Source organism: Psychromonas sp., assembly GCF_047632955.1.
GTDB lineage: Bacteria > Pseudomonadota > Gammaproteobacteria > Enterobacterales > Psychromonadaceae > Psychromonas.
Genome location: NZ_JBLIED010000017.1, coordinates 54,142 through 79,993, shown reverse-complemented (window position 1 = coordinate 79,993; position 25,852 = coordinate 54,142). Strand labels below are relative to the sequence as shown.

General features: G+C 40.1%; 21 protein-coding genes. 5 read left to right on the top strand and 16 right to left on the bottom strand.

Annotation, left to right across the window (positions count from 1 at the left end; genetic code table 11):
• Positions 1–437: 437 nt before the first annotated feature.
• The 3 genes from ACJAZP_RS11845 to htpX form a co-directional block, all read right to left on the bottom strand.
• Positions 438–4,421, bottom strand: coding sequence for a translocation/assembly module TamB domain-containing protein (locus ACJAZP_RS11845; RefSeq protein ID WP_415230953.1), 3,984 nt, complete (start codon positions 4,419–4,421; stop codon positions 438–440).
• The gene (locus ACJAZP_RS11840; RefSeq protein ID WP_415230952.1) at positions 4,418–6,139 is read right to left on the bottom strand and encodes an autotransporter assembly complex protein TamA; all 1,722 of its coding nucleotides are present in this window, start codon (positions 6,137–6,139) and stop codon (positions 4,418–4,420) included. The genes ACJAZP_RS11845 and ACJAZP_RS11840 overlap by 4 nt, the downstream gene beginning before the upstream one ends.
• A 247-nt stretch (positions 6,140–6,386) precedes the next feature.
• Positions 6,387–7,253: a protease HtpX gene (gene htpX, locus ACJAZP_RS11835; RefSeq protein WP_415230951.1), complete on the bottom strand. Its 867-nt coding sequence runs from the start codon at positions 7,251–7,253 to the stop codon at positions 6,387–6,389.
• Positions 7,254–7,418: 165 nt separating this feature from the next.
• Here htpX and ACJAZP_RS11830 point away from each other — a divergent pair, with 165 nt between their 5' ends.
• Complete coding sequence (locus tag ACJAZP_RS11830; RefSeq protein ID WP_415230954.1) at positions 7,419–7,718, top strand: peptidylprolyl isomerase; 300 nt, start codon at positions 7,419–7,421, stop codon at positions 7,716–7,718.
• 79 nt (positions 7,719–7,797) lie between these two features.
• Here the strand turns inward: ACJAZP_RS11830 and ACJAZP_RS11825 are convergent, their stop codons facing one another.
• From ACJAZP_RS11825 to bioB, 7 genes are all read right to left on the bottom strand, one after another.
• Entirely contained in the window at positions 7,798–8,565 is a 768-nt protein-coding gene (locus tag ACJAZP_RS11825) for an amino acid ABC transporter ATP-binding protein (protein ID WP_415230950.1), read from the bottom strand.
• On the bottom strand, positions 8,565–9,236 hold the full coding sequence (locus ACJAZP_RS11820) for an amino acid ABC transporter permease (RefSeq protein ID WP_415230949.1): 672 nt from the start codon (positions 9,234–9,236) through the stop codon (positions 8,565–8,567). The genes ACJAZP_RS11825 and ACJAZP_RS11820 overlap by 1 nt, the downstream gene beginning before the upstream one ends.
• Before the next feature lie 88 nt (positions 9,237–9,324).
• Positions 9,325–10,083, bottom strand: coding sequence for an amino acid ABC transporter substrate-binding protein (locus ACJAZP_RS11815; RefSeq protein WP_415230948.1), 759 nt, complete (start codon positions 10,081–10,083; stop codon positions 9,325–9,327).
• Between the two features lie 300 nt (positions 10,084–10,383).
• The gene (gene bioD / locus ACJAZP_RS11810) at positions 10,384–11,091 is read right to left on the bottom strand and encodes a dethiobiotin synthase (protein ID WP_415230947.1); all 708 of its coding nucleotides are present in this window, start codon (positions 11,089–11,091) and stop codon (positions 10,384–10,386) included.
• A gap of 130 nt (positions 11,092–11,221) precedes the next feature.
• The gene (gene bioC, locus ACJAZP_RS11805) at positions 11,222–12,004 is read right to left on the bottom strand and encodes a malonyl-ACP O-methyltransferase BioC (protein ID WP_415230946.1); all 783 of its coding nucleotides are present in this window, start codon (positions 12,002–12,004) and stop codon (positions 11,222–11,224) included.
• 1 nt (position 12,005) lies between these two features.
• Positions 12,006–13,184: an 8-amino-7-oxononanoate synthase gene (gene bioF / locus ACJAZP_RS11800; RefSeq protein ID WP_415230945.1), complete on the bottom strand. Its 1,179-nt coding sequence runs from the start codon at positions 13,182–13,184 to the stop codon at positions 12,006–12,008.
• Positions 13,185–13,187: 3 nt separating this feature from the next.
• A complete protein-coding gene (bioB, locus tag ACJAZP_RS11795; RefSeq protein WP_415230944.1) occupies positions 13,188–14,243 on the bottom strand; it encodes a biotin synthase BioB in 1,056 nt (351 codons plus the stop codon).
• A 262-nt stretch (positions 14,244–14,505) separates the two neighbouring features.
• On the opposite strand from bioB, the gene bioA reads away from it, so the two are divergent.
• The 3 genes from bioA to yddG all read left to right on the top strand — a co-directional run bounded on the left by bioA (position 14,506) and on the right by yddG (position 18,883).
• Positions 14,506–15,780, top strand: a complete 1,275-nt coding sequence (gene bioA / locus ACJAZP_RS11790; protein ID WP_415230943.1) for an adenosylmethionine--8-amino-7-oxononanoate transaminase — start codon at positions 14,506–14,508, stop codon at positions 15,778–15,780.
• Positions 15,781–16,010: 230 nt separating this feature from the next.
• Positions 16,011–17,411, top strand: a complete 1,401-nt coding sequence (gene asnS, locus ACJAZP_RS11785; protein WP_415230942.1) for an asparagine--tRNA ligase — start codon at positions 16,011–16,013, stop codon at positions 17,409–17,411.
• A gap of 545 nt (positions 17,412–17,956) precedes the next feature.
• Positions 17,957–18,883: an aromatic amino acid DMT transporter YddG gene (gene yddG / locus ACJAZP_RS11780; RefSeq protein ID WP_415230941.1), complete on the top strand. Its 927-nt coding sequence runs from the start codon at positions 17,957–17,959 to the stop codon at positions 18,881–18,883.
• A 366-nt stretch (positions 18,884–19,249) separates the two neighbouring features.
• Here yddG and ACJAZP_RS11775 read toward each other — a convergent pair whose 3' ends face one another.
• Positions 19,250–20,152: a copper resistance D family protein gene (locus ACJAZP_RS11775; RefSeq protein ID WP_415230940.1), complete on the bottom strand. Its 903-nt coding sequence runs from the start codon at positions 20,150–20,152 to the stop codon at positions 19,250–19,252.
• Between the two features lie 11 nt (positions 20,153–20,163).
• Entirely contained in the window at positions 20,164–20,526 is a 363-nt protein-coding gene (locus ACJAZP_RS11770; RefSeq protein ID WP_415230939.1) for a copper resistance CopC family protein, read from the bottom strand.
• 437 nt (positions 20,527–20,963) lie between these two features.
• Here ACJAZP_RS11770 and ACJAZP_RS11765 point away from each other — a divergent pair, with 437 nt between their 5' ends.
• Entirely contained in the window at positions 20,964–21,338 is a 375-nt protein-coding gene (locus ACJAZP_RS11765; RefSeq protein WP_415230938.1) for a DUF3316 domain-containing protein, read from the top strand.
• Between the two features lie 335 nt (positions 21,339–21,673).
• Here ACJAZP_RS11765 and ACJAZP_RS11760 read toward each other — a convergent pair whose 3' ends face one another.
• The 4 genes from ACJAZP_RS11760 to ACJAZP_RS11745 form a co-directional block, all read right to left on the bottom strand.
• Entirely contained in the window at positions 21,674–22,456 is a 783-nt protein-coding gene (locus tag ACJAZP_RS11760; RefSeq protein ID WP_415230937.1) for a Cof-type HAD-IIB family hydrolase, read from the bottom strand.
• Positions 22,457–22,659: 203 nt separating this feature from the next.
• A complete protein-coding gene (locus ACJAZP_RS11755; RefSeq protein ID WP_415230936.1) occupies positions 22,660–23,862 on the bottom strand; it encodes a quaternary amine ABC transporter ATP-binding protein in 1,203 nt (400 codons plus the stop codon).
• On the bottom strand, positions 23,855–24,754 hold the full coding sequence (locus tag ACJAZP_RS11750; protein WP_415230935.1) for an ABC transporter permease: 900 nt from the start codon (positions 24,752–24,754) through the stop codon (positions 23,855–23,857). Before ACJAZP_RS11750 ends, ACJAZP_RS11755 begins: the two co-directional genes overlap by 8 nt.
• Before the next feature lie 87 nt (positions 24,755–24,841).
• Positions 24,842–25,834, bottom strand: coding sequence for an ABC transporter substrate-binding protein (locus ACJAZP_RS11745; RefSeq protein ID WP_415230934.1), 993 nt, complete (start codon positions 25,832–25,834; stop codon positions 24,842–24,844).
• Positions 25,835–25,852 lie beyond the last annotated feature (18 nt).

Here is a 25,852-nt window from a genome sequence, read left to right as displayed (position 1 = left end):
GTCAATTAACTCAATGAGGCTGCGTGTCATTTTAATAGATTTACAAGCAGTTAATCGACGCTTGTCTGATGACATTTGAGCCTGCTTAATACGATAGCCACGCTTACCTGTATTACGCGAAAACTCCCTGCTAATGGTTGATTGGCTAACACTTAGTTGTTTATATGTTTTCATTGTTGCATCTCTTGCCGGAGAAAAAGCGATTAGCATATATTCAGCTGACCGCTTTTTCTACCTATTCAAGTTATGCACTTATTATTTGAATCCAAGTTTTATGAAAAGCGTTAAAATATCCATTTTACTGTTGACGAAAAAACTTTGTGACAAGCCCCCTTTTATGACGGCTTATTTTGGCGATCTAATAACTTAAGTTAAATGCCTAAACTTCCAGTTTTTCATAAAATGCGTGATTAGTTTAGCAACTAGCAACCCTAATATTATTCGTTATCCCATTGATAATAAACATCTACCGCTTGATCTAAGCCGTTTGATGCTTCTATAAAAAAACGTTCAAACAATTCGTAACGAATAGAAAATATTGTAAAACTATCAAATACGCCAACTCCATAACTGACCTCTAGATTTGGAGCAATACGGCCACTTACGCCTACTGTCTGTAACCCGCTTTCATCGCCCGAAGTAAGCGCAAAATCACTTATACCTACTTTATTACCGATTCCTCCCATCAGTTCAGTTGTTTGCCCAGTCCCCAAATTAATAAGCATGTTAGTATATTGATTGTCTTCTTGGCTATTGAGACTACTTGATATGGATTTCCCTCGTGTTATATAGGCCAAGGCATCCTGTTGAGACATGCTTGGATCTGAGAATATAACCAGTTCAAGCTGATCTGGCGTACCGTTCACACGCACACCAGCAGTAACATCATCTTCAATATTATCAGGATCGCGGATTGCTTCTATTGAGATATAGGGAGATTCGGGAATACCCTGGAATATTATTCTGCTATTTTGTAATACTAGTTGCTGACCTAATGCGCGATAACTGCCATCGACGAGTTTTAAGTCACCGTGTATGGTCAGATCTTTATCTAACCGTTTTCTAATTAATAACGCTCCCGTTACTGATGTATCTAAACCAAGCGCATCAATTTTTAATTTGTCGCCAAGATTAACGCTTAAATTAATAATTACCGGCAAGTCCGTGGTATCCGATTTCTTTTTAATATCAACAACGACGATATCTTTCGAAGTTGTAACAGCCCCCGCAGGTAATTCTTTTACGGTAACTTGCCCTTGATCAACAACGATCTTTCCACTTAAATTAACCGACTGATCAAATATTAATTCTAAATTTGGACTGACCAGTAAATAAATTTTAGAGTAATCGTTTATCAATAATTTATTGCCATATAAATTAACTTTTCCCTTAAACTTATCCTGCCATTCAAATTCACCGCTGATATAGGCTTTACCCTTTTCTATATCTTCTTTTTCTATTTTTTTGTTGTGCAGCAGCGGTTCAGTCACAAATTTAAGCGATGTATCAACAAGGCTCAGGGTTTTATTGATAAATCTAAAGGTTTTGTTACTTTGTTTTCCTTTTGGATCCTGACCATTAGTATCAAAGTAACCTTCTAAGGTTGCCGAGCTGTTATTGATTTTAACAAGGGTATTTAAATCATGTAATTGGATTGGGGCCCCTGCCGCTTTAATTGAAGTATCCGTAACCTGAATTTCTCCCTTAACGAGCGGATTTTTGATGGCACCGTTGATGCTCAAATTAGCCGTTAACATACCGGATAATTTTTCAAGTTCCGGGACCAATACTCGGAAAGGCGCAAAATCAGGAACATCAAGTACTACATTAGCTTGTATATTTGGGGTATCGGCATTGCCTGTTAATTGCCCCTGCAGCTGCGCATTGATTAATTTTTTTGATGAAATATTGGCCGAAAAATCTGTTTTTTTCTGGTCGGAAATAACATTTATAACAAAACTATCAACCGGATACTCAACAATTTTTTTATCATCGGATACGAGGTTTAGTTTCATTTTCATATCATTAGAATAGATTTTGATATTAGCTGTCGGCTTTTTATTTGCCTGCCATTTTATATCTGCATCTGCCGATACTGCACCATCAAAGCTAATTTCTTCAGGTAATATGTCATCAAGGCCCGCGAGCAGATAAGAGTTTATCTGCAATATAATATTATTAGCTTCACCTATATTGAATTTTTTCAGGCATAACTTGCCATTATTTTTTATGCTGCTGCTCGAAGCCGTCCAACAATGTGCCGTCAGTTGCACATTTTGTCCTTCTATAATCACATCAAAGGGAGTATCAAGCGTCAATTTTTGTTTCTGAAGATTTAAAACTGCGGCGCTCACGGCCGTCAGCCATTTATCACCGATCTGTTTTAGTTGCACCTGCATATCAGTGGTGAGCATTTCACTGACCAGCTGAAGGTCAATCTGATGATTTTCACCCTGCTTGGTACGACCGACATTTTTTACATTTATATCAATAGTATCAATGAGTTGATCTGAAACTTCGAGTTTTTCGGCGTGTACAGAAAGTGTTGCTTTGGGCTGTTTTGAAAGCAGCAGTTGACCATTAATTATTAATGAGTTGAGCGAAGATGTTTGATAACGGAGTGTATCTGCTTGTAAATCAGTATCGACTTTAACGGCGTCCATCGACCCTTCGATTTTAACCTTACCTTTCACTGCACCCGTGCTGTTAAGTAATGCATGACTTAAATCTTTAATATCGACTGCGACAGTCAAGTCATTGTGTTGTGCCAGTTTTCCATTGATAATAATTTGGTTGTCGGCATTATGCAGGTAAACATTGTTTAACTTTAAACCCTCTTTATCGTTGCCGTTAATGACACCGTTAATCGCAAAGGGCCGGTTTAAAAATTGTCCTGTCACGGCCATTTCCGGTATAGAGACTGACCACCCGGGCGCTTTATTATCGTTTAACTCAATGGCAACGTATTGTTTTAATTTACCGTTAAATTGGCCTGTATATTCCGTTTCCAATTGTTTCAAATCGATATCTTTGATATCTAATTGGCCATTCCAGGCGATTTTTTTTGACCAGTCCAGTAAACCGGTTAACTGCAATAATCCGTTAAGGGTATTGATTTTTAGGTTGTTTACATTTAATTTTTGTAAATCCCCCACCGCTTTTAAATCTACTTTTCCGCCCGGTATATTCTCTAATTCATAATTAGCTTTTAAGCTAAGTTGATAATCATTTAATTTACCCTGGCTGCTTAACTGCCCTGTTGGTGAAAAATATTCGGCTTTACCCTCAAAAGGCCAACCTAATTTCTGCCAATCAAGGGTTAAGCTGTAAGGTAAATTATCGGCTAATAAATTTACCGCTAATTTCATTTGTGCGCTTATTTTGTTGCTAAACTGTAAATCTGTTTTTAAATCAGAAAAATCACCGCTGCTTTTTAAACTAAAATGCTGAGCGTTCAATAAAGAGTGCGGCTGTAGGTATTTTGAATCTTTAATGTCACCGCTTAACTGTAGGTCGAGCGGATATTTACCGGTAAAGTTTACTTTTCCCATTAATTCCAGATCGGCATCGGGCATATCTACAGTGAATTTATCCACTTCTAATTTACTGTAAAAGAAGCGTAAAGCAGCCTGTGCCGAATTAACCGACACCAGCGTTTGTTTGTCATCTTGGGTTAATTTAAAGTCTGAAATTTGGATATTTTTAATATCTAAATTAAAAAATGATGAGATCTCCGCTAAGTCTTGTTCACTGATTAATGCCGGCAATGAGTTTAAAACCATTAAATTGCTTTTTTCGGTTGCAGCGTCTGGCTTATTGAGTTTGCTGGCATTTTCACTACCGGAAAGATCAACCACCAAACCTTCTGTGATTGAATTAAAAACCGTAACATTATCTTTAAAACCTTGTGCTTGGATTTCCCAACGTTTACTTGCAACAGATAACTTGCCAGGCAGAATAAAAGAACTGTTGTTTAAAATAAGCGATTGAATATCGATAAAGATCGGTAGCTGCAGTGAGGTAAAAGGATTATCCGCCAGTGCTTTAATTTCAGCTTCTGTCGGTGGCTCGGTTTTATCTAAATCTAAAACAATAACCATATCATCGGCATACAGCTTTTCGATACAAATTTTTGTAAAAGCACATGACCAATCAAATGTGTATTCTAATTTAGAAAAAGAGATCGAAAAAAAGTCAGATTGCCAACTGATATTAGAATAATGGGGATTCAAAAATAAACTGCCTGAATCAAGGGTGACGGCAAGTCGCGGTTCAAATTTGTTTGCCAGTTTAACAGCAAGATTAGTACCTGCATGTGTAAATAAAATAGACGTTACACTGACGACGGTAAATATAATTAATAACAATAATGTTAAAAAAGTTTTTCTAAATATTTTCTTTATTTTTAACTTGGTACTCATAACTCAGGTCCAATCATAAAGTGCACCATCCATTGATCAATGCTGGTATCGGCATTACTGACCGGCGCTGCTACATAAAATCTCACCGGGCCGATCGGAGATGACCAAACAACACCGATACCAGAGCCAACAGAAATAGGTTCGCTGAAGGTTGATGTAGCCGTTCCCGCATCAACAAAAGCCGCCAACTTCCAATTAGCCGCCACCGGATAACGATATTCTAAACGTTGCACCGCAAGATATTTTCCGCCAATTAAATAGCCATCATCATCTTCAGGGGCGATACTTTCATAACTGAAACCTCGAATACTTTGATCGCCTCCGGCAAAAAAGCGCATCGAAGCCGGCACGTTAAAAATAGAGTCCGTATAAAGCGCGCCAACTTCCGTGGAACTGAAAAATTGCTGTTCGTTATAGCTGCGCAGAAATTTTGCTTTTCCATAAACTTTCAATAAATTAGCACTTGAAAGCCAACTTTTATTGGATACCGCCACTTCGTATTGTTGGGAGTCTCCCCAAGTGGGACGAATACCACCACGCAATCTGGTGCGACTAAAACTTATGCCCGGCATAATTAATTCAGCCGAAAAATCGTCTTGGCCCTGCTCGCCTGTCTCATTATGATATTTAATAAAGACATCGCGTAACCAATTATTTTCTAAACGCTTAAAGCGTCCGACACTGAATACGTATTGTTCGGTATCGGTATCATCGTCATCAACAAACTTATAACCGGTTTGAATCGAATAATAATGGTAGAGAGGATCACTAATAGGAATGTTATAGGCTAAAGTGGCTTCTTGTTCGGGCACCGAGGCGACCACGTTACCCACGACACTGTGGCCATATTTATTTACCCAGGGGCGTGTCCAGCGGAATTTACCTCTCACTCCCTCATCGGTACTGAATCCTATACCGGCACTGAATGAGTCTTTAGGACGCATTTTGGCAACCACCAGAAGAGGAATCTCGCGTCCCTGTTTTTTGCTAATTTCCGGTAAAATGGAAATGCTTTTAAAGTAACCTGTTCTGTTTGTTTCCGTGTTAAATTTAATTAATGTTTGAGAGTCGTAGGGATCGCCCGCTTTAAAATTTTGTAATGCAGTGATAAATTGTTTGCTTGGTAAATCTTCTGAAGGAAAGATCAACTCACCAAATTGGTAGCGGATCCCGGTATCAAACCAAATATTAACGGTGGCACTGTTATTTTTTGAGATAACATCAACGGATGCTTTGACAAATTTTGCATCAATGTAACCATGTTGTTGAGCAAGATTTTTTAACTGACTTTTTCCTTGCTCATATTTACCATGGTGAAGGATGTCATTCTTTTTTAGCGGAAAATTTTTAATTAGAGATAAAAAGGCGGCATCTGTATTACCCTCACCCAGCAGCTTTAAATTTAATCCGATAATACGAGTGGGCTGCCCAAGATTTACCTGCAAGGTGAGCGTCTGTTTATCTGTTTCGCCTTCGACATTAATATCCAACTGCATTTGATAATAGCCTAAAGCCGTCACCGCTTGCTGGGTTGAAGTTTTTACCTGTTGCAGATAACTCTGACTATTAGCATCTTTGGGTTGCGACAAGCCCTTCAAAAAAACGTCTATATTCTCTTTTACGTCTTTATTGTCTACCCCTTTTATTGAGAATATAACATCCGCATAGAGACTCCCATGTGCGAGCAGTGTTAACAATAAAAATAAAAATTTAAACATTTTCATACAATTAATAATAGTTATTCCGATTTATAGAGAAGGTAATTTTAATAAAAAGGGTGAAAAAACAATCCTATTCCGCGCAATTGTCAGGTTATGGAATATTAGTCTGTTTGTCCAATAAGCACCCTACTTGCGTAGTGATTAATACAGTTGAGATTGTGGCAGAAAAATAAAATAAGGACAGATAAAACACCGCTATTTTGCAGAAAAACGGTGTTTTTTATTTAATAGTTGTTACAAATCATCATGCTTCCTGAAGCGCTTGTATTCGGCTTTCTAATGGCGGGTGAGACATAAATAATCCACCACTGCGCTTTCCTGAAATGCCGAAGGCCATCAAACTGCCCGCCAGATGAGGCTCCGATCCTTTTTGTAAACGCTGTAATGCGGCGATCATTTTGTTTTTCCCCACTAATTTAGCAGCCCCTGAATCGGCACTAAATTCGCGCTGACGGGAATAGTACATGACGATCGTACTTGCCAATACACCAAACACCATTTCTAAAACAAAAACAATAATATAATAAGAGAACCCACGCCCCTCGGATTGAGAATTATTGTTGTTTAATGCGCTATCAATAATATTCCCTAAAACCCGTGCAATAAAGATAACAAAGGTATTTACAACTCCTTGAAGCAGCGTCATGGTGACCATATCACCGCTGGCAATATGACTGATTTCATGTGCGAGTACTGCTTCAGCTTCATCGCGTGTCATGGATTTTAACAAACCGGAACTGACGGCCACTAAGGCTTTATTTTTATTCATCCCGGTGGCAAAAGCATTCATATCAGGTGCATCGTAAATAGCAACTTCAGGACAGCTAATGCCCGCTTTTTTAGCTTGTACTGCAACGGTATTAAGCAACCAGCGCTCAATTTCATTGTTAGCTTGGATAATAACCACGGCACCGGTACTGCGTTTAGCTATCCACTTTGACATAGCGAGAGAGATAAATGATCCACCAAAGCCAAAAACAGCAGCTAGTACCAGCAATCCCCCGGTACTCCGCGAGTCTAATCCGGTGAACCTGAAAACCAAACTCAGAACAATACCTAAGACTAAAATAACGGCTAAGTTTGTCAGTAAAAATAAAGCAATACGTTTCATATAAACCTCAAAATGGATGGGACAACAAAGACATAATATGGCTAAAATTTATTTTTTCAAGGGATGATTAAAAATAAATTTTAAAATCAAACTAATAACGATTTGCTTGATGCGTTAAAATAATTTATCGTTGACCATTACATAACACAAGTTATCGATTACATAATACAAAAGGAAAATAAAATGGCTCTAGCAAGTGCTCGTCATATTTTAGTAAGTTCTGAAGAGAGCTGTCTTGATCTTAAAAAACAAATTGAATCCGGTAGTGATTTCGCTGATCTTGCCAAAAAACACTCTTCATGCCCATCGGGTGCTCAAGGTGGTGCTTTAGGTGAATTTGGACCAGGTATGATGGTGCCAGAATTTGATAAAGTAGTATTTAGTGCACCTGTAGGTGCTGTTCAGGGTCCTGTAAAAACTCAGTTCGGTTACCACCTGTTAGAAGTAACAAGCCGTAAAGACTAGGTTGTATTAAAACCTAATGATCAAAAAAAGGCCTTTTATGTACGCATAAAAGGCCTTTTTTTGTCTTAGATAATCAACACTAAAGCATGGCTGAATCAAACGCAGATAACTTTTGTTTTGTAGAGCGCCCGACAAATTCTTTGGTGCGTTGATGTTGCGGGTTTTCAAATATCTGTTTTGGTGTGCCCTGCTCGACAATATTGCCGCCTTCCATGAAGATAACCCTATTAGCCACCTCTCGCGCAAACTGCATCTCATGGGTAACAATGATCATGGTCTGTTTTTGCAGCGCTAATTGCTTCATTACCGCCAACACTTCATCAACCCATTCAGGATCAAGCGACGAGGTTGGCTCATCAAACAGAATAATCTCACCTTTTGCTGCCATTGCACGGGCAATACCCACACGTTGTTGCTGTCCACCTGATAATTGTGATGGATACTGGTGAATTTTTTCGCCAAGCCCGACCTGATTTAAAATAGCTTCAGCTGATTTTAAGGCAACCGATTTTGGCTCTTTCCAAACGGTGATCAAACTTTCAGCGACATTTTGCAGTGCGGTTTTATTGGCAAATAAAGAATAGTTTTGAAATACGAAGCTGCTTTTTTTACGCAGATTGGTGATTTGTGCGGCCGTCGCCGTTGCACTGTCGACTATCACGCCGGCTATATTAATAATCCCTGACGTTGGGGTCTCCAGATAATTTAAACAACGTAATAACGTCGATTTGCCAGTACCCGATGGACCGATAATGACCACGATTTCACCGTGTGCCACTTCGAAATCAATTCCGTTTAAGACAATATTATCATCATATTTTTTGCTTAGATTTTGTACTTTAATCATTAGTAAGCTCTGTTCATTCGAATTTCAAGATAATGCTGCAGACGTGAAAACAGTTCAATTACAGCCCAGTAAATCAGTGCAACAGCTAAGAAACTTTCAAAGTATTTAAAGCTGGATGACGCTTCCATTTGTGCTTTTGCCATGATTTCAGCGACTCCCAGGGTAAATGCCAAGGAGGTACTTTTGATCATATCGATAAAGTAATTCATTAAAGATGGCGTCGCAACTCGTGCAGCTTGCGGTAAAATGATTCTGCGCATGGCTTGTAATCTGGTCATACCAATACTTAAACAAGCTTCCATCTGACTTTTATTAACGCCCATAATTGCGGCGCGGATACTTTCAGCCATATAGGCCGAAAAATGTAATGACAAACCAATAACTGCAGCACTAAAGGCATCAACGCCTGCAAATATAGGCATCACCTGCGGTAAACCGTAATACAATAAAAAAAGTTGTACTAACAGCGGCGTGCCACGGAAAAAGGAAATATATATACTCGCAAAGCGATGCAATACGGGTAACTTAAAGACTCGTATTACCGCTAAAATAACAGCGAATATGATTGCAAAGCAAAAACCCAGAATGGCCATTTCCATGGTAACGCTAAGATATTTAAGTAAAATTGGTATTAGTTCAAGCATATATTGAACATCTAATGGCATTTGCATAGGAAATGGCTCGTGTGGATATTGAAGAGTAGGCAACTAGCTAGCTACCGAAAATATAACTTTATTTTCAGTAGTTAACTTATAATATTTATTGGGTTACGTCTGAACCTAACCATTTAACAGAAATTTTTGCTAATGTGCCGTCATTTTTCATGCTTAATAACGCCGCATTAACTTGGTCTCGAATGACTCTCTGTTTGGGATTGTTTAAAAATGGCATTGCATTTTCTATTGTTTCAAAGGGTTGTCCTGCAAGCTTTAAAGGTAAACCCGATTTTTTGATTACAGCCGCTGAACTAACGCGATCCATAATAAAAGCATCAACACGCCCTATAACAACATCCTGCACAAAACCTGAATCATAAGTGATGATATTGATTTCATTTTCAGGATCCAGTGCCCGTAACGTCTCTTCAAAATTACTGCCTAAATTCACCGCTACTTTCTTACCTTTAAGATCATCCACTGAATTTATATCATCACGACCTTTTTTAGTCACAATTTGAACACCATCAACTACATAAGGCGTTGAAAATGCATATTGTTTTAAACGTGCAGGAGTAATCGTTATCTGGTTGGCAATAGTATCAATGTGGCCGGCTTCAAGCATGCCGAACAGGCCTGAAAAACTTGATAAAACAAACTTCACGTCATAATCAGAACGTAATCCAATTTCATTCCACAGGTCAACTTCAAAACCTTGCAGCACGTCTTTTGATGAGAAAGTAAAAGGGACATAATTACCTGACATTCCGACTTTGACCGTTTGCTGCGCAAATGCGGGAATACTAATAACGCTCGACACTGCAACTGCCGCTGCAATAATTAATTTGATGGGGTACTTCATGGTAATTCCTTATTATTAAACATTACTACTTATTAAATAAGATTATAACTGATATGAATCGGAGAAAAACATAACCAAATTACATATGATATGTTTTGTTGTTTGATCGGTTAAACTTTGCCCATTTTAATTAAATATTATGGTCAGTGAGTTTATTCACTGCTCGTTGTTTTTACTTATTTTGTATAGATTGTAGGTTGGGTCTGTTTGTTTTTGGAGATTAACTGCCTAATATGATATTGCTGGTGAGAATCCACCAGCCGGAAAATGAAAGTTTTTAAAAGAAAGAGTCACCTTGCTTTACATTATCTTATTATTTGTGAAGTCAAAATCAACATAAGAAGATAGATCCTGTTCACTTACATTATTTAAATAAGGGATTTCTGCAATCATAGGCGCGTGAATTTTATGTTTTAACAGTGCTAGGTTCTGCGCATAAAAAGACATCTCCTCTTCTACTTGATTGGCTATCCACCCGACTACCTTTAATCCGTCACTGATAATAGTTTCATAAGTTAACATTGCATGATTCAAACAACCCAATTTCATGCCAACCACTAAGATGACCGGTAGTTTTTGCATTGCCACCCAATCCGCTAGCGTTTCATCGGCATTTAAAGGTAAACGCCACCCACCAGCCCCTTCAATAATAATCACCTGACTCTGTAAAGACTTTAATCTTTCTAAACCCTGAGAAATATAACCCTGTTCAATGGGTTTGTTTTCTAATTGAGCCGCAATATGCGGCGCGATTGCGGCTGTAAATGCGATCGGATTAAGCAGCTCATAGGCAACTGTCAGGCTGCTTGCTTTTTGCAGCAGCAGCGCATCCTGATTACGTAATCCGTATTGGGTTAGCTCACACCCTGCCGCGATAGGTTTATAGGCTAAGGTGCTCAACTGTTGTCTGTTAGCAGCCTGTAACAAAGCCTGACAGCAAACAGTTTTGCCCGCATCGGTATCGGTCCCTGTTACAAAATAAACATCAGGTGTTAAACAATCTTGCATATTATTGGGTCACTTTTAGATAATAAGATGATAGAAAGAAGAGATACAATCGGCATAGCTTTAGCTAGTTTCACAAAAAAAGTTACAAAATTTTTAAGCTTTAAAACAAAGCGTCAGCCGAGTATGCCTATTATTTGCGGGCTTTGATATAACAAACCTGATAGGAAAGTGGTAATAAACCGGAACTGTTTTTACAGCTAGCATAACCCTGTTCAAGTTTATTAATTAAAGAGCGTCCCTGTGGTCTTTGGTGATTATGTCCATGTACCTGATTAGCCCCTATACCTTTAAGATCGCGCATCACATCAAGGACGTTTTTATAATAAAGGGTAATGGTCTCGGTCTTAATAGTGACCTTAGAGAAACCAATACTTTCTAACATTTCTTGAATATTAGTCAGGGTTAAAAATGTATTAGTATGCGGATAATTATCAACCTTTAACCAGGCATCGCTTAACTCTTTTAAGGTGCCTGCTAATAAGGTTGAAAAATTTAATTCCCCGCCCGATTTTAGAATACGTTTTAACTGTATCAGCAGCTGATTAAGATCACAGCTCCACTGCACAGCCAGGTTTGAAAATACGGTGGAGAACTGTTTATCCGCAAAAGGCAGAAGATCCATATCCCCCTGTATACAGCAGGCAGCTAAATTGCGATTATTTTGCAGAAAATTGAGCATGCCCACGGACATATCAAAACAAACCAAGGATTGTATTGCTGATTCATTAAGCAGTTTTTCACTAAAATAGCCGGTTCCACAACCGAGATCCAAACAGTTGCCCGGTTTTCTGATCTTTAATGAAGCAAAAAGCTGATTACCAATATCGCGTTGTAACTGCGCAAACTGATCATAGCGGGATGCCGCTTTAGAAAATGAGTTGGCGACCGCTATTTTATCTATTTCAAATTTCACGCTATTTATCATTAAGCACCCGATATATGGCATTCACTAGGTTAACCACATCTTGCTCCTGGTGATTGACTGTTAATGTGATTCTTAAGCGGGCTGTACCGCTAGCCACAGTAGGCGGACGAATAGCCGTCGTCCAAAATCCAAGGGTTTTTAATTTATCCGCTATTTGCAGGGTTTTAACACTGTCGCCAATAATAATAGGCTGAATGGCCGTCTGCGAGTCTGCAAGACTAATACCTAAGTTGGTCGCTGTGTTTCTAAAGGTGCGGATCAACGAATTCAATTTATGACGTCGCCAATCCTGGGTTTCTGCCATTTTAACGGCTTGAGTAATGGTATAGGCCATCGCGGGTGGAAGGCCGGTGCTGTAAATATAGGGTTTAGAAAAATTGTTTATATAATTAATCAACTCTTTACTGCCCGCAACAAATGCACCACCCACCCCTAATGCTTTACCAAAAGTGGCCATATAAATTTGCAGCTTATTATTATCTAGACCACCAGCCACCGCACTACCTTTACCATTTTCACCTAACACCCCTATTCCATGGGCATCATCAATCATTAACCAGGCATCATGTTGTTTAGCCTTGGTAAGCAGGTCATTAACAGGCGCGCTATCACCGTCCATGCTAAACACACCTTCGCTGATAATTAACTTATTAGCATCAATGGTACATTCCCTATTGCTTTTAGTTAGCAAACTTTCCAAATGTTCCACGTCATTGTGTTTAAAACGACGCATTTTACAATCAGATAGCGCAGCGGCTTCCATTAATGAGGCGTGATTAAGCTTATCCTGAAATAACAGATCCGGTTTTTTCAAAAGCAGTTTGATTATCGCCTGATTAGCCGAATAACCGGAACTAAACAGGGCAACGGCTTCAACCCTTAACCATGATTTAAGCTGGTCGCAAAGTGTCTGATGTGCCTGATTGAACCCGGTCACCAGATAAGAGCCCCCGCTGCCTATACCATAGAGCTCAGCACCCTTTTGCCAGGCTTTGATAAGATCAGGATCTGCGGCCAACCCTAAATAATCATTACTGGAAAAGTTTAAATAGGTTTTATCGGCAACTTTCAGCAAACGTCCCTGTGCACCGGACATAACAGTTGAAGAACGATACAGCCCCTGCTGATGACGCGCTGTTAGTTGCTCATTGATAAAATTAAACGCCATGCTTTAAACTTTACTGGTCGCGTCAGAAAACAGTTCATCTTTTTCTTCAAAACGAACGATTGCCGCATCCACCTTTTTTTCAGCTTCAGAGGGCGAGAAATTAATCGCTTCTTTGTTTATTCCCAATTTCTCAAATAACTGCGTATCTGAATTTTCATCGGGGTTTGCGGTGGTTAACAGTTTACAACCGTAAAAAATTGAATTGGCACCGGCCATAAAACATAAGGCTTGGGTTTGTTCATTCATATCATCACGGCCGGCCGATAGGCGCACGTGTGATTTGGGCATTAAGATACGCGCGATGGCAATGGTTTTAATAAAGGTGAAATCATCAAGGTCGTCAGCATTTTCAAGGGGTGTACCTTTTACCTTAACTAATTTATTAATAGGCACACTCTCAGGTTGCTGAGGTAGATTGGCAAGTTGTACCAATAAGCCGGAACGGTCAGAGCCCCCTTCCCCTAAACCAACAATCCCGCCACTGCAGACTTTCATACCGGAATTGCGCACATTCTCCAGTGTATCAAGGCGATCCTGATAGGTTCGAGTGGTGATAATTTTTCCATAATATTCAGGCGAGGTATCGAGGTTATGGTTGTAATAATCTAAACCGGCATCGGAAAGTTGTTCTGCTTGATTATTATCTAACATCCCTAGTGTCATACATGACTCAAGGCCTAATGATTTAACCTCTTTAATCATTTCCAGCAAGTACGGCATATCCCTTTGTTTAGGGTTTTTCCATGCAGCACCCATACAAAAACGCGTTGAGCCCGTGGCTTTTGCTTCTTTAGCGGCTTTAACCACCTTGGCAACTTCAATCAACTGCTCCTTTGCAAGCCCGGTATTATAACGTGCACTTTGCGGACAATATTTACAGTCTTCAGGACAAGCGCCGGTTTTAATTGATAATAGAGTACTAACCTGCACTTCGTTTAAAGGGAAATTTGCCCGGTGCGTCGTTTGCGCTTGAAAAAGCAGATCCATAAACGGCAAGGCAAATAGTTGATCAACTTCTGAGACAGTCCAGTTTTGGCGAATTGTTGTCGTATTTATCATTTAGTTCTCTCTATTACCGTTAAATTAGTTAGTTTAACTCTGTGAGTCATTAGCGCTTGAAAGAGCAGGCCTATAAACGGCGATGCAAACAGTTGATCAACTTCGCTAACAGTTCGATTTACGCGAATTGTTAGCGAATTTATCATTTGTTCCCTTTATTACCGTCAATTACCATTAAATTGTTTGGTTAGTTTAATGGCGAAAGATACACTGTCAACTTTTACACGATTATATCTTTACATCTGACCAAAAAGTGACCGTTATGAGCATCGACCTGCAATATGATAATAAACATTTATGGCATCCCTATACTTCCATGATTAATCCCCTGCCCTGTTACGCTGTTATTTCGGCAGATAAATGCTTATTGACCCTGGATAACGGCACACAATTAATCGATGGTATGTCATCCTGGTGGGCCTGTTTATTTGGTTATAATGTGCCGGAATTAAACGCAGCAGCCAAACAACAAATTGATAAAATGTCACACGTTATGTTTGGCGGTTTAACCCATCAACCCGCAATAGATCTGGCAAAAAAGTTAGTGGAAATAACCCCGGCCGGTTTAAATAAGGTTTTTTTATCGGATTCCGGCAGCGTCAGTGTTGAAGTGGCGTTGAAAATGGCATTGCAGTATTGGCACGCATTAGAAAAACCCAAAAGCCAATTTTTAACCGTGCGCAACGGTTATCATGGTGATACTTTTGGCGCAATGAGTGTGACTGACCCGGAAGGTTCGATGCATGAGCTCTATCATGATTTTTTAGCCAAACAGTTATTTGCTCCACAACCCGGCATTGCCTTTGACCAGCCATGGAATGATGCGGCCCTTGATGACATTACCCTGCTGGTTGAAAATAATCATACTAATATCGCCGCCATTATTCTCGAGCCTATCGTACAGGGCGCGGGTGGAATGTATTTTTACCACAGTAACTACCTGAAAGGCGTGCGTGCACTTTGTGATAAATATGGACTGATACTGATTGCCGATGAGATTGCCACCGGCTTTGGTCGTACCGGTAAACTGTTTGCCTGTGAACATGCCAATATCAGTCCCGATATTATCTGTGTGGGCAAAGCCATCACCGGCGGTTACATGAGTTTAGCGGCGACCTTGACCACAGATAAAATAGCGGAGACCATCAGCCGCGGTAAAGCGGGCGTCTTTATGCACGGACCAACCTTTATGGGCAATCCGCTTGCCTGCGCGGTGGCCAATGCCAACATTGATAAGCTCTTAGCCTTTGACTGGCAAAGCACAGTGTTAAACATTGAAAGCAGCTTAAAGACATATCTGGCTCCCTGCGTCGAACTTAAACAGGTGCAATCGGTTCGCGTGCTTGGCGCAATAGGAGTTGTTGAGCTTAAAAAAGCAGTCGATGTTGCGATTGTGCAGAAAAAATTTGTTGAACTGGGTGTGTGGATCCGCCCCTTTGGCAAACTTATTTATATTATGCCCCCCTATATTATTACTAAGCAGCAGTTACAACAATTGTGTAATGCTATTTTCAGTATCGTTAATGAACAAGATTAAGCTGGAATAGACACAAAACTACAGGCACTAAATCATTATTAATAAACTATGCTTTGTAATTATGCTTTGTAATTCATGCAGCTTGCATCAAGCGTTGTCAATAAAGTGTAATAAAAACTACGGCATTATTTAAGGATAGGCTTGTATATAAGCCTAGCCTAGGTAAAATATGCTTCTATTATTTTTAAAGTTAAATCACTGCCAATGGTGATTACGGAGCACTAATTCTAATGTCAAAAACAGCGATTGTTGAAATATTCAACAGTAAATTCCCGATCGGTACAGAAGTGACAGTTCAAGGCTGGATCCGCACTCGTCGCGATTCAAAAGCCGGTATCTCTTTTTTAGCTATTTATGATGGTTCATGTTTTGACCCTATCCAGGCTGTTGTTCCTGCCGCATTAGAAAATTACAGCGCTGAAGTGCTCAATTTGACTGCCGGTTGTTCTGTTCAAGTAACAGGTGAATTAGTTGAAAGCCCGGGCAAAGGTCAACAATTTGAAATTCAGGCAACCGAGGTGACAGTATTAGGTTTTGTTCAGGATCCCGATACCTACCCGATGTCTGCAAAACGTCACAGCATTGAATATATGCGCGAGCATGCACATTTGCGTGCACGTACCAATATGTTCGGTGCGGTAACACGGGTGCGTAACTGCCTGTCACATGCGATTCATAACTTCTTTTATGAAAAAGGTTTTAACTGGATCAGTACGCCAATCATTACCGGCAGTGATGCAGAAGGCGCCGGCGAAATGTTCCGTGTCAGCACCCTGGATTTAGAAAACTTACCAAAAAATGATGCCGGTGACATTGATTACAAAAAAGACTTTTTTGGCAAAGAAACCTTCCTAACGGTATCGGGTCAGTTAAATGCCGAAACCTATGCCTGTGCATTAAGTAATGTCTATACTTTCGGTCCGACTTTTCGGGCAGAAAATTCCCATACAACACGTCATCTGGCAGAGTTTTGGATGGTTGAACCTGAAATCGCCTTTGCAGATTTAGCCGATGCAGCACAACTTGCTGAAGATATGCTTAAATATGTCTTTAATGCAGTATTGACCGAACGTGCCGATGACATGGCCTTCTTTGCACAACGTGTCGATAAAGAAGCCATTACGCGTTTAGAAAAAATAGTCAGTTCAGAATTCGTGCGCATGGATTACACCGATGCGATTGAAATACTGCAAAACTGCGATAAAGAATTTGAATTCCCCGTTGCCTGGGGCGTTGATTTACAATCTGAGCATGAACGTTATCTTGCTGAAGTACATGTTGGTGCACCAATCATTTTACAAAACTATCCAAAAGATATTAAAGCCTTCTACATGAAATTAAATGCAGACGGTAAAACCGTTGCGGCAATGGATGTATTAGCGCCGGGCATTGGTGAAATCATTGGTGGCAGTCAGCGTGAAGAAGACTTGGTCGCGCTGGATAAACGTTTTGACGAAATGGGCATCAACAAAGAAGATTACAGCTGGTACCGTGATCTGCGTAAATACGGCACCGTGCCGCATGCAGGTTTTGGTCTGGGTTTTGAGCGCTTGGTTTCCTATGTAACGGGTGTGCAGAATATCCGTGATGTAATCGCCTTTCCGCGTGCGCCCGGCAGTGCAGACTTCTAAGATTAGATATTGTTTATAATAAAAAACCAGCATTGATTGCTGGTTTTTTTTGTCCGCTTGATTTTATCCGCTTGAAGTACTCATAGGTAGGCTACCAGTAGTATTAAAGAACAATAGTCATTAAAGTATAATAGCCATTATTTAACCATAAACAGGCGCATCGAAATTATGCCCCTCGTCTGTCATTAACTATCACGTCTGCAACTAATCCTGACTCTGGCTTTAACCTGCGTTTCAAAGAAGTGCTCAATTTGCTGGCGGCGACCATGCCTGTGCATCTTTCCAAATTTCATTAAATACAATAGTGTACTCATTGTTATGGCACAGAGTACTTATCACGTCCAACTGACCATAAATTAACTTTTCAGGTTGAGCAATTGTGCAAACAAGTCAAAAGCTGTATATAAATACAGTTACCGGTAGGAATTTATATCAACTCATTATTTATTTTTGCTTTCTATAGAAACAACTCTTTCTACAACAACTGCTATTTGTTAGCCTGTATTATCTGCCCAAAACGCTACACGGACACAAAAGGAATTACATTGATTAACTCGCATAAATATACGCTTGCAGGCTGCTTAGCCATCTTAATATGGAGCACAACGGTGGGACTGGTGCGCAATGTGGCAGAACAATTGGGGCCCATTGGGGGTGCAGCAATGATTTATTCTGTGAGTGCGGTGTTTCTTTTGATATTCCTTGGTGCGCCGCGCTTTAAAGTTTTCTCCTTAAAATACCTTGTGATCGGCGGTGCTCTTTTTGTCAGCTACGAAATTTGCTTATCGCTAGCATTGGGCATGGCCAACAACCGTATTCAAGCGGTTGAAATGGGCGTCATTAATTATTTGTGGCCCTCTTTAGTGGTATTGCTCGCGGTATTCAGCAGTGACAAACCCGTCGATAAAAGACTTTATCCGGCGATAGCATTGTCATTTTTTGGTGTGGCGTGGACCGTCGGAGGGGATCAAGGAATTTCCATCAGTCAACTGGCAGGCAATATAGCCACAAACCCTTTAAGTTATTCAATGGCCTTGGCGGGAGCTTTTATTTGGGCGTTTTATTGCAATATCACCAAGCAGCTTGCAAACGGTAAAAATGCCATTACCTGGTTTTTTATTGCAACGGCGATGGCTTTGTGGGTAACCTATTTTATCAGTGATGAACCTGCGATTGCTTTCACCTCGAATGCGGTGATTGATCTGGTGATAACGGGCGTTGCCATGGGTAGCGGATACGCATTATGGAATATAGGTATTATTGGCGGCAATATGATGCTTCTGGCCACCCTATCGTATTTCACGCCGCTATTATCAACTTTCTTCTCGGCATTGATTTTGGATATCGAACTCACTGCAACGTTTTGGCAAGGCGTGGTGATGGTTACTGTTGCTTCTCTGCTTTGCTGGTGGTTTACTCGGGATAAACCTTCTTCAGCCATAGAGGATAGCCGCTATATCAAAGCTGAATAAGTCAGCCTCATTCTTGGGAATTAAATAGGCTCCTATTTAATAACTTCCGTTTGTTCAGACTAACCCTGATGATGCTCGCGCTCCAAGAAATTGAGCATCATTCATAAAATAAATTTGATTTGGCAGAATAATCCCCAGGATCGATTTCCAGGAACATTGATTTCCAGGAACATTTATTTCCCAGAACATCAGGCTATTTATCGTTTTAGTTTTGAAATTGAGAGTCTCTCAAACTCGGTAACGAATATTCAGTACTTTCAAATACTGCTCATTATTTGTTTCGAAGAGTTGAGACTCTGCAGCATTCTAACTTTTTCACCCTTGCTTCGATTGTTCCAACAACAGTAGTGAAATTCCGCTTAATATTTAAATTAAGCTAAGAGGGCCTAAAATACACGATAGCACTGCGGTAACAGCTAAAATTATCGCTGCTATCAACATTTCATTGTTGAGTGAATTTTGTAGTTTTTTGATACCTCCTTGTTGTTGTACTTCTTCTACAAGATGGTATTTATGGTAAGCGGCAATTAATAAAATACTAACGGCAAAAATCAGTTTTAACAGCATGGCCAAACCATAAATTGTGGTAAATAACTCGAACGGATTTGCTAAAAATAAAAATAACAAACCGATACCACAAACAATTAACAAGCCCACCATATACATCGCAATTTGACCAAATAAGCACATTAACTTATACAGCGCAGGTGGTTGCAATAATTTACAACTAAGCCATAAGGGATACAGTGCACCTATCCACCAAGACACAGTGAAAATATGAAAAGCCAGCAACCATTTGGCCACACCGCCTAAATCAGCGCTATGGCCTATAAAGGTAAATGAATATACAAAACCAAAAATAGCAGCCACATATAAAACGGAGAACGCTGCATGCTTGAAGTTAAACATTCCGTATTTTGTATTAAGATTGCTCCAAAATAATGCCAACCCCAAAACGGCAAATGCGATCAAACGCCATAAAACAGAATCACCCACCGCACTTTGCCAAAGAAAACTCATCATGTCAGTATCAAACATACCTGACAATCCAGTTTCAGAAAAAGCGCCAACCTGAATGAAAAAGTTTATAATTACTGCGACAAAACCTAGAACACTACTTATGATAATATAATTAAAAATCGACTTTTTATTAACGCTGGTATTTATTAAAGCTGCAATAAAAGGGCCGCCAATCGCGGCGGCTGTTCCAATATATATCAACCACTTGGATACTATATTACTATAATCCCAAATAGTGATTTCAATCATAGATAGCTCATCTAATCTTGATCCTGACTACCAACTGTAAATGGAAGATCACCTTTTAATTTATGAGCATCTTTTCCCATCGCCATCCACTTAACGTTATAACTGCCACTATCAAGGATTGGCAATGCGATACTAAATGAAGTTTTAAAGTTTTCACTAGGTTTAACGTTAAGTTTAATCTTTTCCCCCGATTCATCTATTAGTTGCAATTTAACCAATTTAACTTGTGATGAAAATTCAAGGATTAAATCTTCAGGAGGTGTATTTAACTCACTACCATATTTAGGAAATGAAAGTTTCAGATGTGAATGAGCGATCGCCAAATTGCTCAATACAAGCAAACTTAATATTGCTATATTTATAAATATTTTCATTTTTATCTCAATGCTCCTTTAGTTAAAAACAAGCTAGAGTTCTACAACCAATTATGTCTGGTTATTTATATTCTCTTGCATAACAGTATTGCTGCAAAAGTTTCCAACGGTTAATTCAAAACTATCAGGTAAAGGTACCTTTGGCCATCAACTGGTTATGATAAAACACTTCTACTTAACATAACTATAACACAACATCAACATTTGCCGTTTTATTTATTGCTGGTTAGTGATTTTTTTGTTGAATAATGTTGTGCTTTTTACCTATTATTTCATATCGCGTGAAATAAATTTCTTTATTGTGAGGTCTATATTGTATACCCGTTACCAAGCACACTGGGATTGTTGAACCCTGAATGATAATGAGTATTACCTCCATCTACTACTATACTTGTACTGTACTAATAAAGTACTAACTGGTTAAAGAGGATAAAAAAATGAATACAATGACAAAAACCCTAGTAATGGTATTTTCACTATTTTTATTCGGCGCTAATGCTTACGCGGCAAAGGCTGTTCCTGGTCTTAGTCATACGAGTAACAGTAAGACTATCCACATACCGACAGTTGATAGCAAGGAAAAAGCCTATTCCCTTGGGTTTCAAGAGTTACAAAATTTGCAATCACAATCTGGTGAAATATTAAGTAATGAACTTCGACTCGGCCTGAATGATATGACAGAGAAGAAGAGTGTGACCCTAGAAGAGGGTAATGTTACCGTTCAAGAATTAATGAATGAGCAAGGCGAAATCGTTTACAGAGGCATGGTTAATGTCATATATCACTATTCAGTTAAGGTAGAGTCTAATTAACCCCAGTTATGAATAGCAAGATTCAATAATAAGGCAACTAATTGCTCGTTCCCAGATCAGGTTCCTCGACCAAAAAAAATTAGATCAACAAGGAACGAGCATTGAGAAATCAATTGAAATTTACTGCGATGTCGACAATTTCTTCCAATAATATATTGAACAGTGCCAACATACTTTATTATAAAATAGAAAAATTAATCACTATTGTACTTGCAAGCCCTCGCCTTCTAATATAATGACTTCATAAATAATAACAAAGCCAAACCTGATTATTCAAGGCTATTTTCTCCTGATCTATCTTCGAGCCAGTCAATGAAAAGTTAAACATTAACAATTTAGAGTATTTGATTAATAACTTTCATGACGCCGTTATTATTATTACTCTGTGCACTGAAACGGGCATATTTTTTAACTTCAGGGTGGGCATTTTCCATGGCATAACTGTGGAAAGCATTTTGCAGTAAAGTCACATCATTAAAATAATCACCGAACACCATGGTTTGTTCAAAACTGATATTAAACTTTTCTTGAATGAATTGAATTGCGGCACCTTTTGAGGCGGTTTTATGGGTAAGATCCAACCACCTTTTACCGGACACAGTCACTTGCAGTTTATCACCGTAATCGGGATAAAAAGCCAAATTGGCATTTGTTTCGGCGTCGGTAAAGTCACAAATACTGATTTTTAAGACATCATCCTGCACGTCCAGTAAATTATCGACCACTTCGCATTTTGCATAATATTTTTTTACTTCGTCAACAAAGCGTTGATCCGTAGATTCAATATACGCAGACCGTTTACCGCATAAAACCGTATAGGTGTTGTTGAGGCTTCTTGCAATGGATAACAGTTCCGACACATGTTGTTTTTCCAAAGGATGGAAATACAATTCTTCCTCTTTATACATTACCAGAGTACCGTTTTCGGCAATAAATAAAACATCCTCCTGTACCGCTGAAAAGGTCTCTTTTAAACTGAAATACTGCCTGCCCGATGCTGCGACAAATATAATCTTTTTCTCTTTTAAGCGCGCGAATGTGGCGGCAAAGTCCTCGGGTAATTGCCCTTGATCATTCAGTAAGGTGCCGTCCATATCCGTTGCAATAAGTTTTATCATTTAATCTCCCCACAAATTCAATACCATTAGAAAATCATTATCGCAAATATAGCGGTCAATACATATTAATTTTGACTTTAACCATAACAAAACTGTGGTTTATTTTATCAAGCTGAAGCGTGCATTTACCAATAAGAGAGAGACGAAAAATAACCGTTCGGCAGGCAAACGGCGCTAGGGTCTGTTGATAAAGTCATTTGAGATTAAGGTGTTAAGGTTTTGGTCTTAGACTCGGCAAATACCTCAGCTACAGCATTTCGGGTTAACTCCCCTATCAAGTTACCAGCCTGATCCACAACAGGCAGAGAGAAGTTTGTTGCCAGTGAAGTACTAAGGATGCTCTCAATAGTAGCTGCGGGCGAAACCGTGGGTAAATATTGATAGTCGCTCGATGCTAAGGATTGAGTCCCATGGATTTTTGCGGCAGCTTCAAGAGAATCTTGAGTCAGCAGACCTTGATAACCCTCGCCAGTAACATGATAAGCATCATTCCATTTTAACTGTTTCATCTGCTCTAAAGCCAGGTTAATGTTATCGGCGTTGATCAGGCGGGCTGCCGGCTGCATCACAGTTGCCACCGTTAATACTCGAGCACGATTGACATTTTTAACAAAGGATTCAACGTAAGTACTGCCAGGATGCAGTAAAATATCATCTGCAGAGCCCTGTTGTACGACCTCGCCATCCTTCAAGATCGCAATCCTATCACCAAGGCGTAAAGCTTCATCTAAGTCATGGGTAATAAAGATAATGGTTTTATGTAAACTCTGTTGTAATTCAATCAGTTGATCCTGCATCTCACTGCGGATCAAAGGGTCTAAAGCCGAAAAGGCTTCATCCATCAGCAGAATTTCGGCATCGGTGCACAATGCGCGCGCCAGCCCTATGCGCTGCTGCTCACCGCCGGACAGTTGCGAAGGATACTGTTGCTCATAGCCACCCAGTCCGACCCTGTCTAACCATTCTTGCGCTTTAGCCAGGCGTTGCACTTTTGCGACGCCTTGTACCTTTAAGCCGTAGGCCACATTTTCAATCACACTGCGGTGCGGCATTAAACCAAAATTTTGAAATACCATAGACATCTTATGACGGCGGAAATTCTGCAGCTGTTTTGGACTTAACTTTATGATGTCTGTGCCTTCAATGCTGATCACTCCTTTAGTCGGGTCGATTAAGCGGTTGAAATGGCGAATAAGCGTAGACTTACCGGAACCGGAAAGCCCCATTATTACAAAGACCTCGCCCCGTTTAATATCCAGATTAATATTCTTTAAACCTAAGGTATGCCCTGTTTCGGTGAGAATTTGCTCCTTAGATTTTCCCGCCTCGACCATTGCCATCACTTTTGAAGGGTTACGACCAAAGAGCTTATACAAGCCTTCTATTTTAATCAGCGACTTAGTCATGTTTGAGTCCTTGCAAATGTGCTTGAGTGCGTTTGGCGTAGGCCTGTGAGACCCGGTCAAAAATAATTGCAAGGGCCACAATCGCTAACCCATTTAACAAACCCAGAGTAAAATACTGATTAGTAATAGATTTAAGTACCGGCTGGCCTAACCCTTTGACGCCGATCATGGATGCAATAACCACCATCGATAAAGCCATCATAATGGTTTGGTTGATACCGGCCATAATGGTGGGCATTGCCAGTGGAATTTGTACCCCTAATAAACGTTGTGTTTCACTAGCGCCATAGGCCGTAGCGGCCTCCAGTACTTCTTTATCAACCAGGCGGATTCCTAAATTGGTTAAACGGATCACCGGAGGAATACCATAAATAACCACGGCGATAACCCCGGGAATTTTACCGATACCAAGCAGCATCACCACCGGTATAAGATAAACAAAGGCCGGCAACGTCTGCATGACATCAAGCAGTGGCGTAATAATGGCTTGGGCACGATTCGACCGTCCCATGAAGATGCCAATGGGAATGCCTAATGTTATTGCCAAAATTGTGCAAACCGTAATAATACTCATGGTGCGCATGGTATCTTCCCACATCCCAAAATAGCCCACCAGCAACAATGACACTAGCGTGCCTATCACCAACGTCCAAGAGCGGCTGGCGAGATAGACTAAGGTCGCACACACCATTAGAACCAACCACCACGGGGTGGTGATAAGTAATTTTTCAAACCACACTAAAAACTGCAATAAAGGATCGAAAAACGACTCGATAGCTTCGCCATATTCACGAGAAAAACTTAAGTAAACCCCGTCCAGTGTCTTACGAATATTGGTGAGATCGGCTCGGCTCATTTGCGGAAAAGTTTCCAGCCACGACGAATCAGCCATAAAAATCACCTCCTTATATAAATAAAAAAAGGCCAGCTTAAGACTGGCCTTATAACGCTAAATGACACATTGGTTGAATACGGCGTGTTACATACTGTCCAGTGCTTGGCTAATTTTAACAGCAACTTCAGGCGCGACCCAGGCCTTCCAAGTATCAGGATTTTCCGTCAAGAAGTGATACATAGCGGTATCACCGTCAGCTTGATTATCTTCCATCCAGGCGAGCAAAATATTCATTTGCGCATTGGTAAATGAACGCTTAGTAATGTATTCGTAAGCTTTAGGCGCTTTGCTGGCAAAAATTTCAGTGGTCACCGAATGCACAGCCGATGGCGGGTACATAGTGACTTTAGGATTGGCGCAGTTCTCCTGAGTGGTACAGTTCAAAAACTCTTGTTCGTTAATACCGCTACCGAAATCAACCTTGACCATTTTGTATTTACCTAATACGGGCGTGGGTGACCAGTAATAACCAAACCAGCCCTGCTCACGCGCAAAAGCTTTGGCGATTGACCCCGACAAACCAGCACCGGATCCCGGATCGATAAGCTCGAAACCGGATTCTTCCAGTTTAAGCGCCTTAAACAAGTTACCTGCCGCAATTTGACAGTTCCAGCCTGCAGGACAACCATAAAATCCGGCTAATTCATTGCTTTCCGGATGAGGGAAGAGATCTGCGTGTTGTTTAACACCTTCAATGGTGGCAAGTTCTGGATATTTATCAACGAGATATTTAGGAACCCAAAAACCTTCTTCACCGCCATCGGAAAGAGAACGTCCGGCAAAGCGAATACGATGCTCAGCAACCCCGCGCTCGAGGGCCTCTTTACCGGAGTTAGTCCAAAGTTCAGGGGCAATATCCGGCTCGCCCTTTTCGACCATCGAGAAAGTCGTCGGCATGGTATCACCGGGTACTAACTCAGCGTCACAGCCATATCCATTTTTTAAAATAAACTGGTCAACATGGGCTAACAGCGTTGCCGAACTCCAGTTCATGTCTGCAATAGTTACTCTGCCGCATCCCTCGTCTGCCTGAGCAAAACCACTGAATAAAAACAATGCCGCATATCTAAGCTTCATATTCATACATCCTTTATT

What these genes read in the sequence shown, in the direction of transcription:
- ACJAZP_RS11845 (WP_415230953.1), bottom strand. Translation starts at nt 4,421, where the DNA reads ATGAGTACCAAGTTAAAAATAAAGAAAATATTTAGAAAAACTTTTTTA.
- ACJAZP_RS11840 (WP_415230952.1), bottom strand. Translation starts at nt 6,139, where the DNA reads ATGTTTAAATTTTTATTTTTATTGTTAACACTGCTCGCACATGGGAGT.
- htpX (WP_415230951.1), bottom strand. Translation starts at nt 7,253, where the DNA reads ATGAAACGTATTGCTTTATTTTTACTGACAAACTTAGCCGTTATTTTA.
- ACJAZP_RS11825 (WP_415230950.1), bottom strand. Translation starts at nt 8,565, where the DNA reads ATGATTAAAGTACAAAATCTAAGCAAAAAATATGATGATAATATTGTC.
- ACJAZP_RS11820 (WP_415230949.1), bottom strand. Translation starts at nt 9,236, where the DNA reads ATGCAAATGCCATTAGATGTTCAATATATGCTTGAACTAATACCAATT.
- ACJAZP_RS11815 (WP_415230948.1), bottom strand. Translation starts at nt 10,083, where the DNA reads ATGAAGTACCCCATCAAATTAATTATTGCAGCGGCAGTTGCAGTGTCG.
- bioD (WP_415230947.1), bottom strand. Translation starts at nt 11,091, where the DNA reads ATGCAAGATTGTTTAACACCTGATGTTTATTTTGTAACAGGGACCGAT.
- bioF (WP_415230945.1), bottom strand. Translation starts at nt 13,184, where the DNA reads ATGGCGTTTAATTTTATCAATGAGCAACTAACAGCGCGTCATCAGCAG.
- bioB (WP_415230944.1), bottom strand. Translation starts at nt 14,243, where the DNA reads ATGATAAATACGACAACAATTCGCCAAAACTGGACTGTCTCAGAAGTT.
- bioA (WP_415230943.1), top strand. Translation starts at nt 14,506, where the DNA reads ATGAGCATCGACCTGCAATATGATAATAAACATTTATGGCATCCCTAT.
- asnS (WP_415230942.1), top strand. Translation starts at nt 16,011, where the DNA reads ATGTCAAAAACAGCGATTGTTGAAATATTCAACAGTAAATTCCCGATC.
- ACJAZP_RS11775 (WP_415230940.1), bottom strand. Translation starts at nt 20,152, where the DNA reads ATGATTGAAATCACTATTTGGGATTATAGTAATATAGTATCCAAGTGG.
- ACJAZP_RS11770 (WP_415230939.1), bottom strand. Translation starts at nt 20,526, where the DNA reads ATGAAAATATTTATAAATATAGCAATATTAAGTTTGCTTGTATTGAGC.
- ACJAZP_RS11765 (WP_415230938.1), top strand. Translation starts at nt 20,964, where the DNA reads ATGAATACAATGACAAAAACCCTAGTAATGGTATTTTCACTATTTTTA.
- ACJAZP_RS11760 (WP_415230937.1), bottom strand. Translation starts at nt 22,456, where the DNA reads ATGATAAAACTTATTGCAACGGATATGGACGGCACCTTACTGAATGAT.
- ACJAZP_RS11755 (WP_415230936.1), bottom strand. Translation starts at nt 23,862, where the DNA reads ATGACTAAGTCGCTGATTAAAATAGAAGGCTTGTATAAGCTCTTTGGT.
- ACJAZP_RS11750 (WP_415230935.1), bottom strand. Translation starts at nt 24,754, where the DNA reads ATGGCTGATTCGTCGTGGCTGGAAACTTTTCCGCAAATGAGCCGAGCC.
- ACJAZP_RS11745 (WP_415230934.1), bottom strand. Translation starts at nt 25,834, where the DNA reads ATGAAGCTTAGATATGCGGCATTGTTTTTATTCAGTGGTTTTGCTCAG.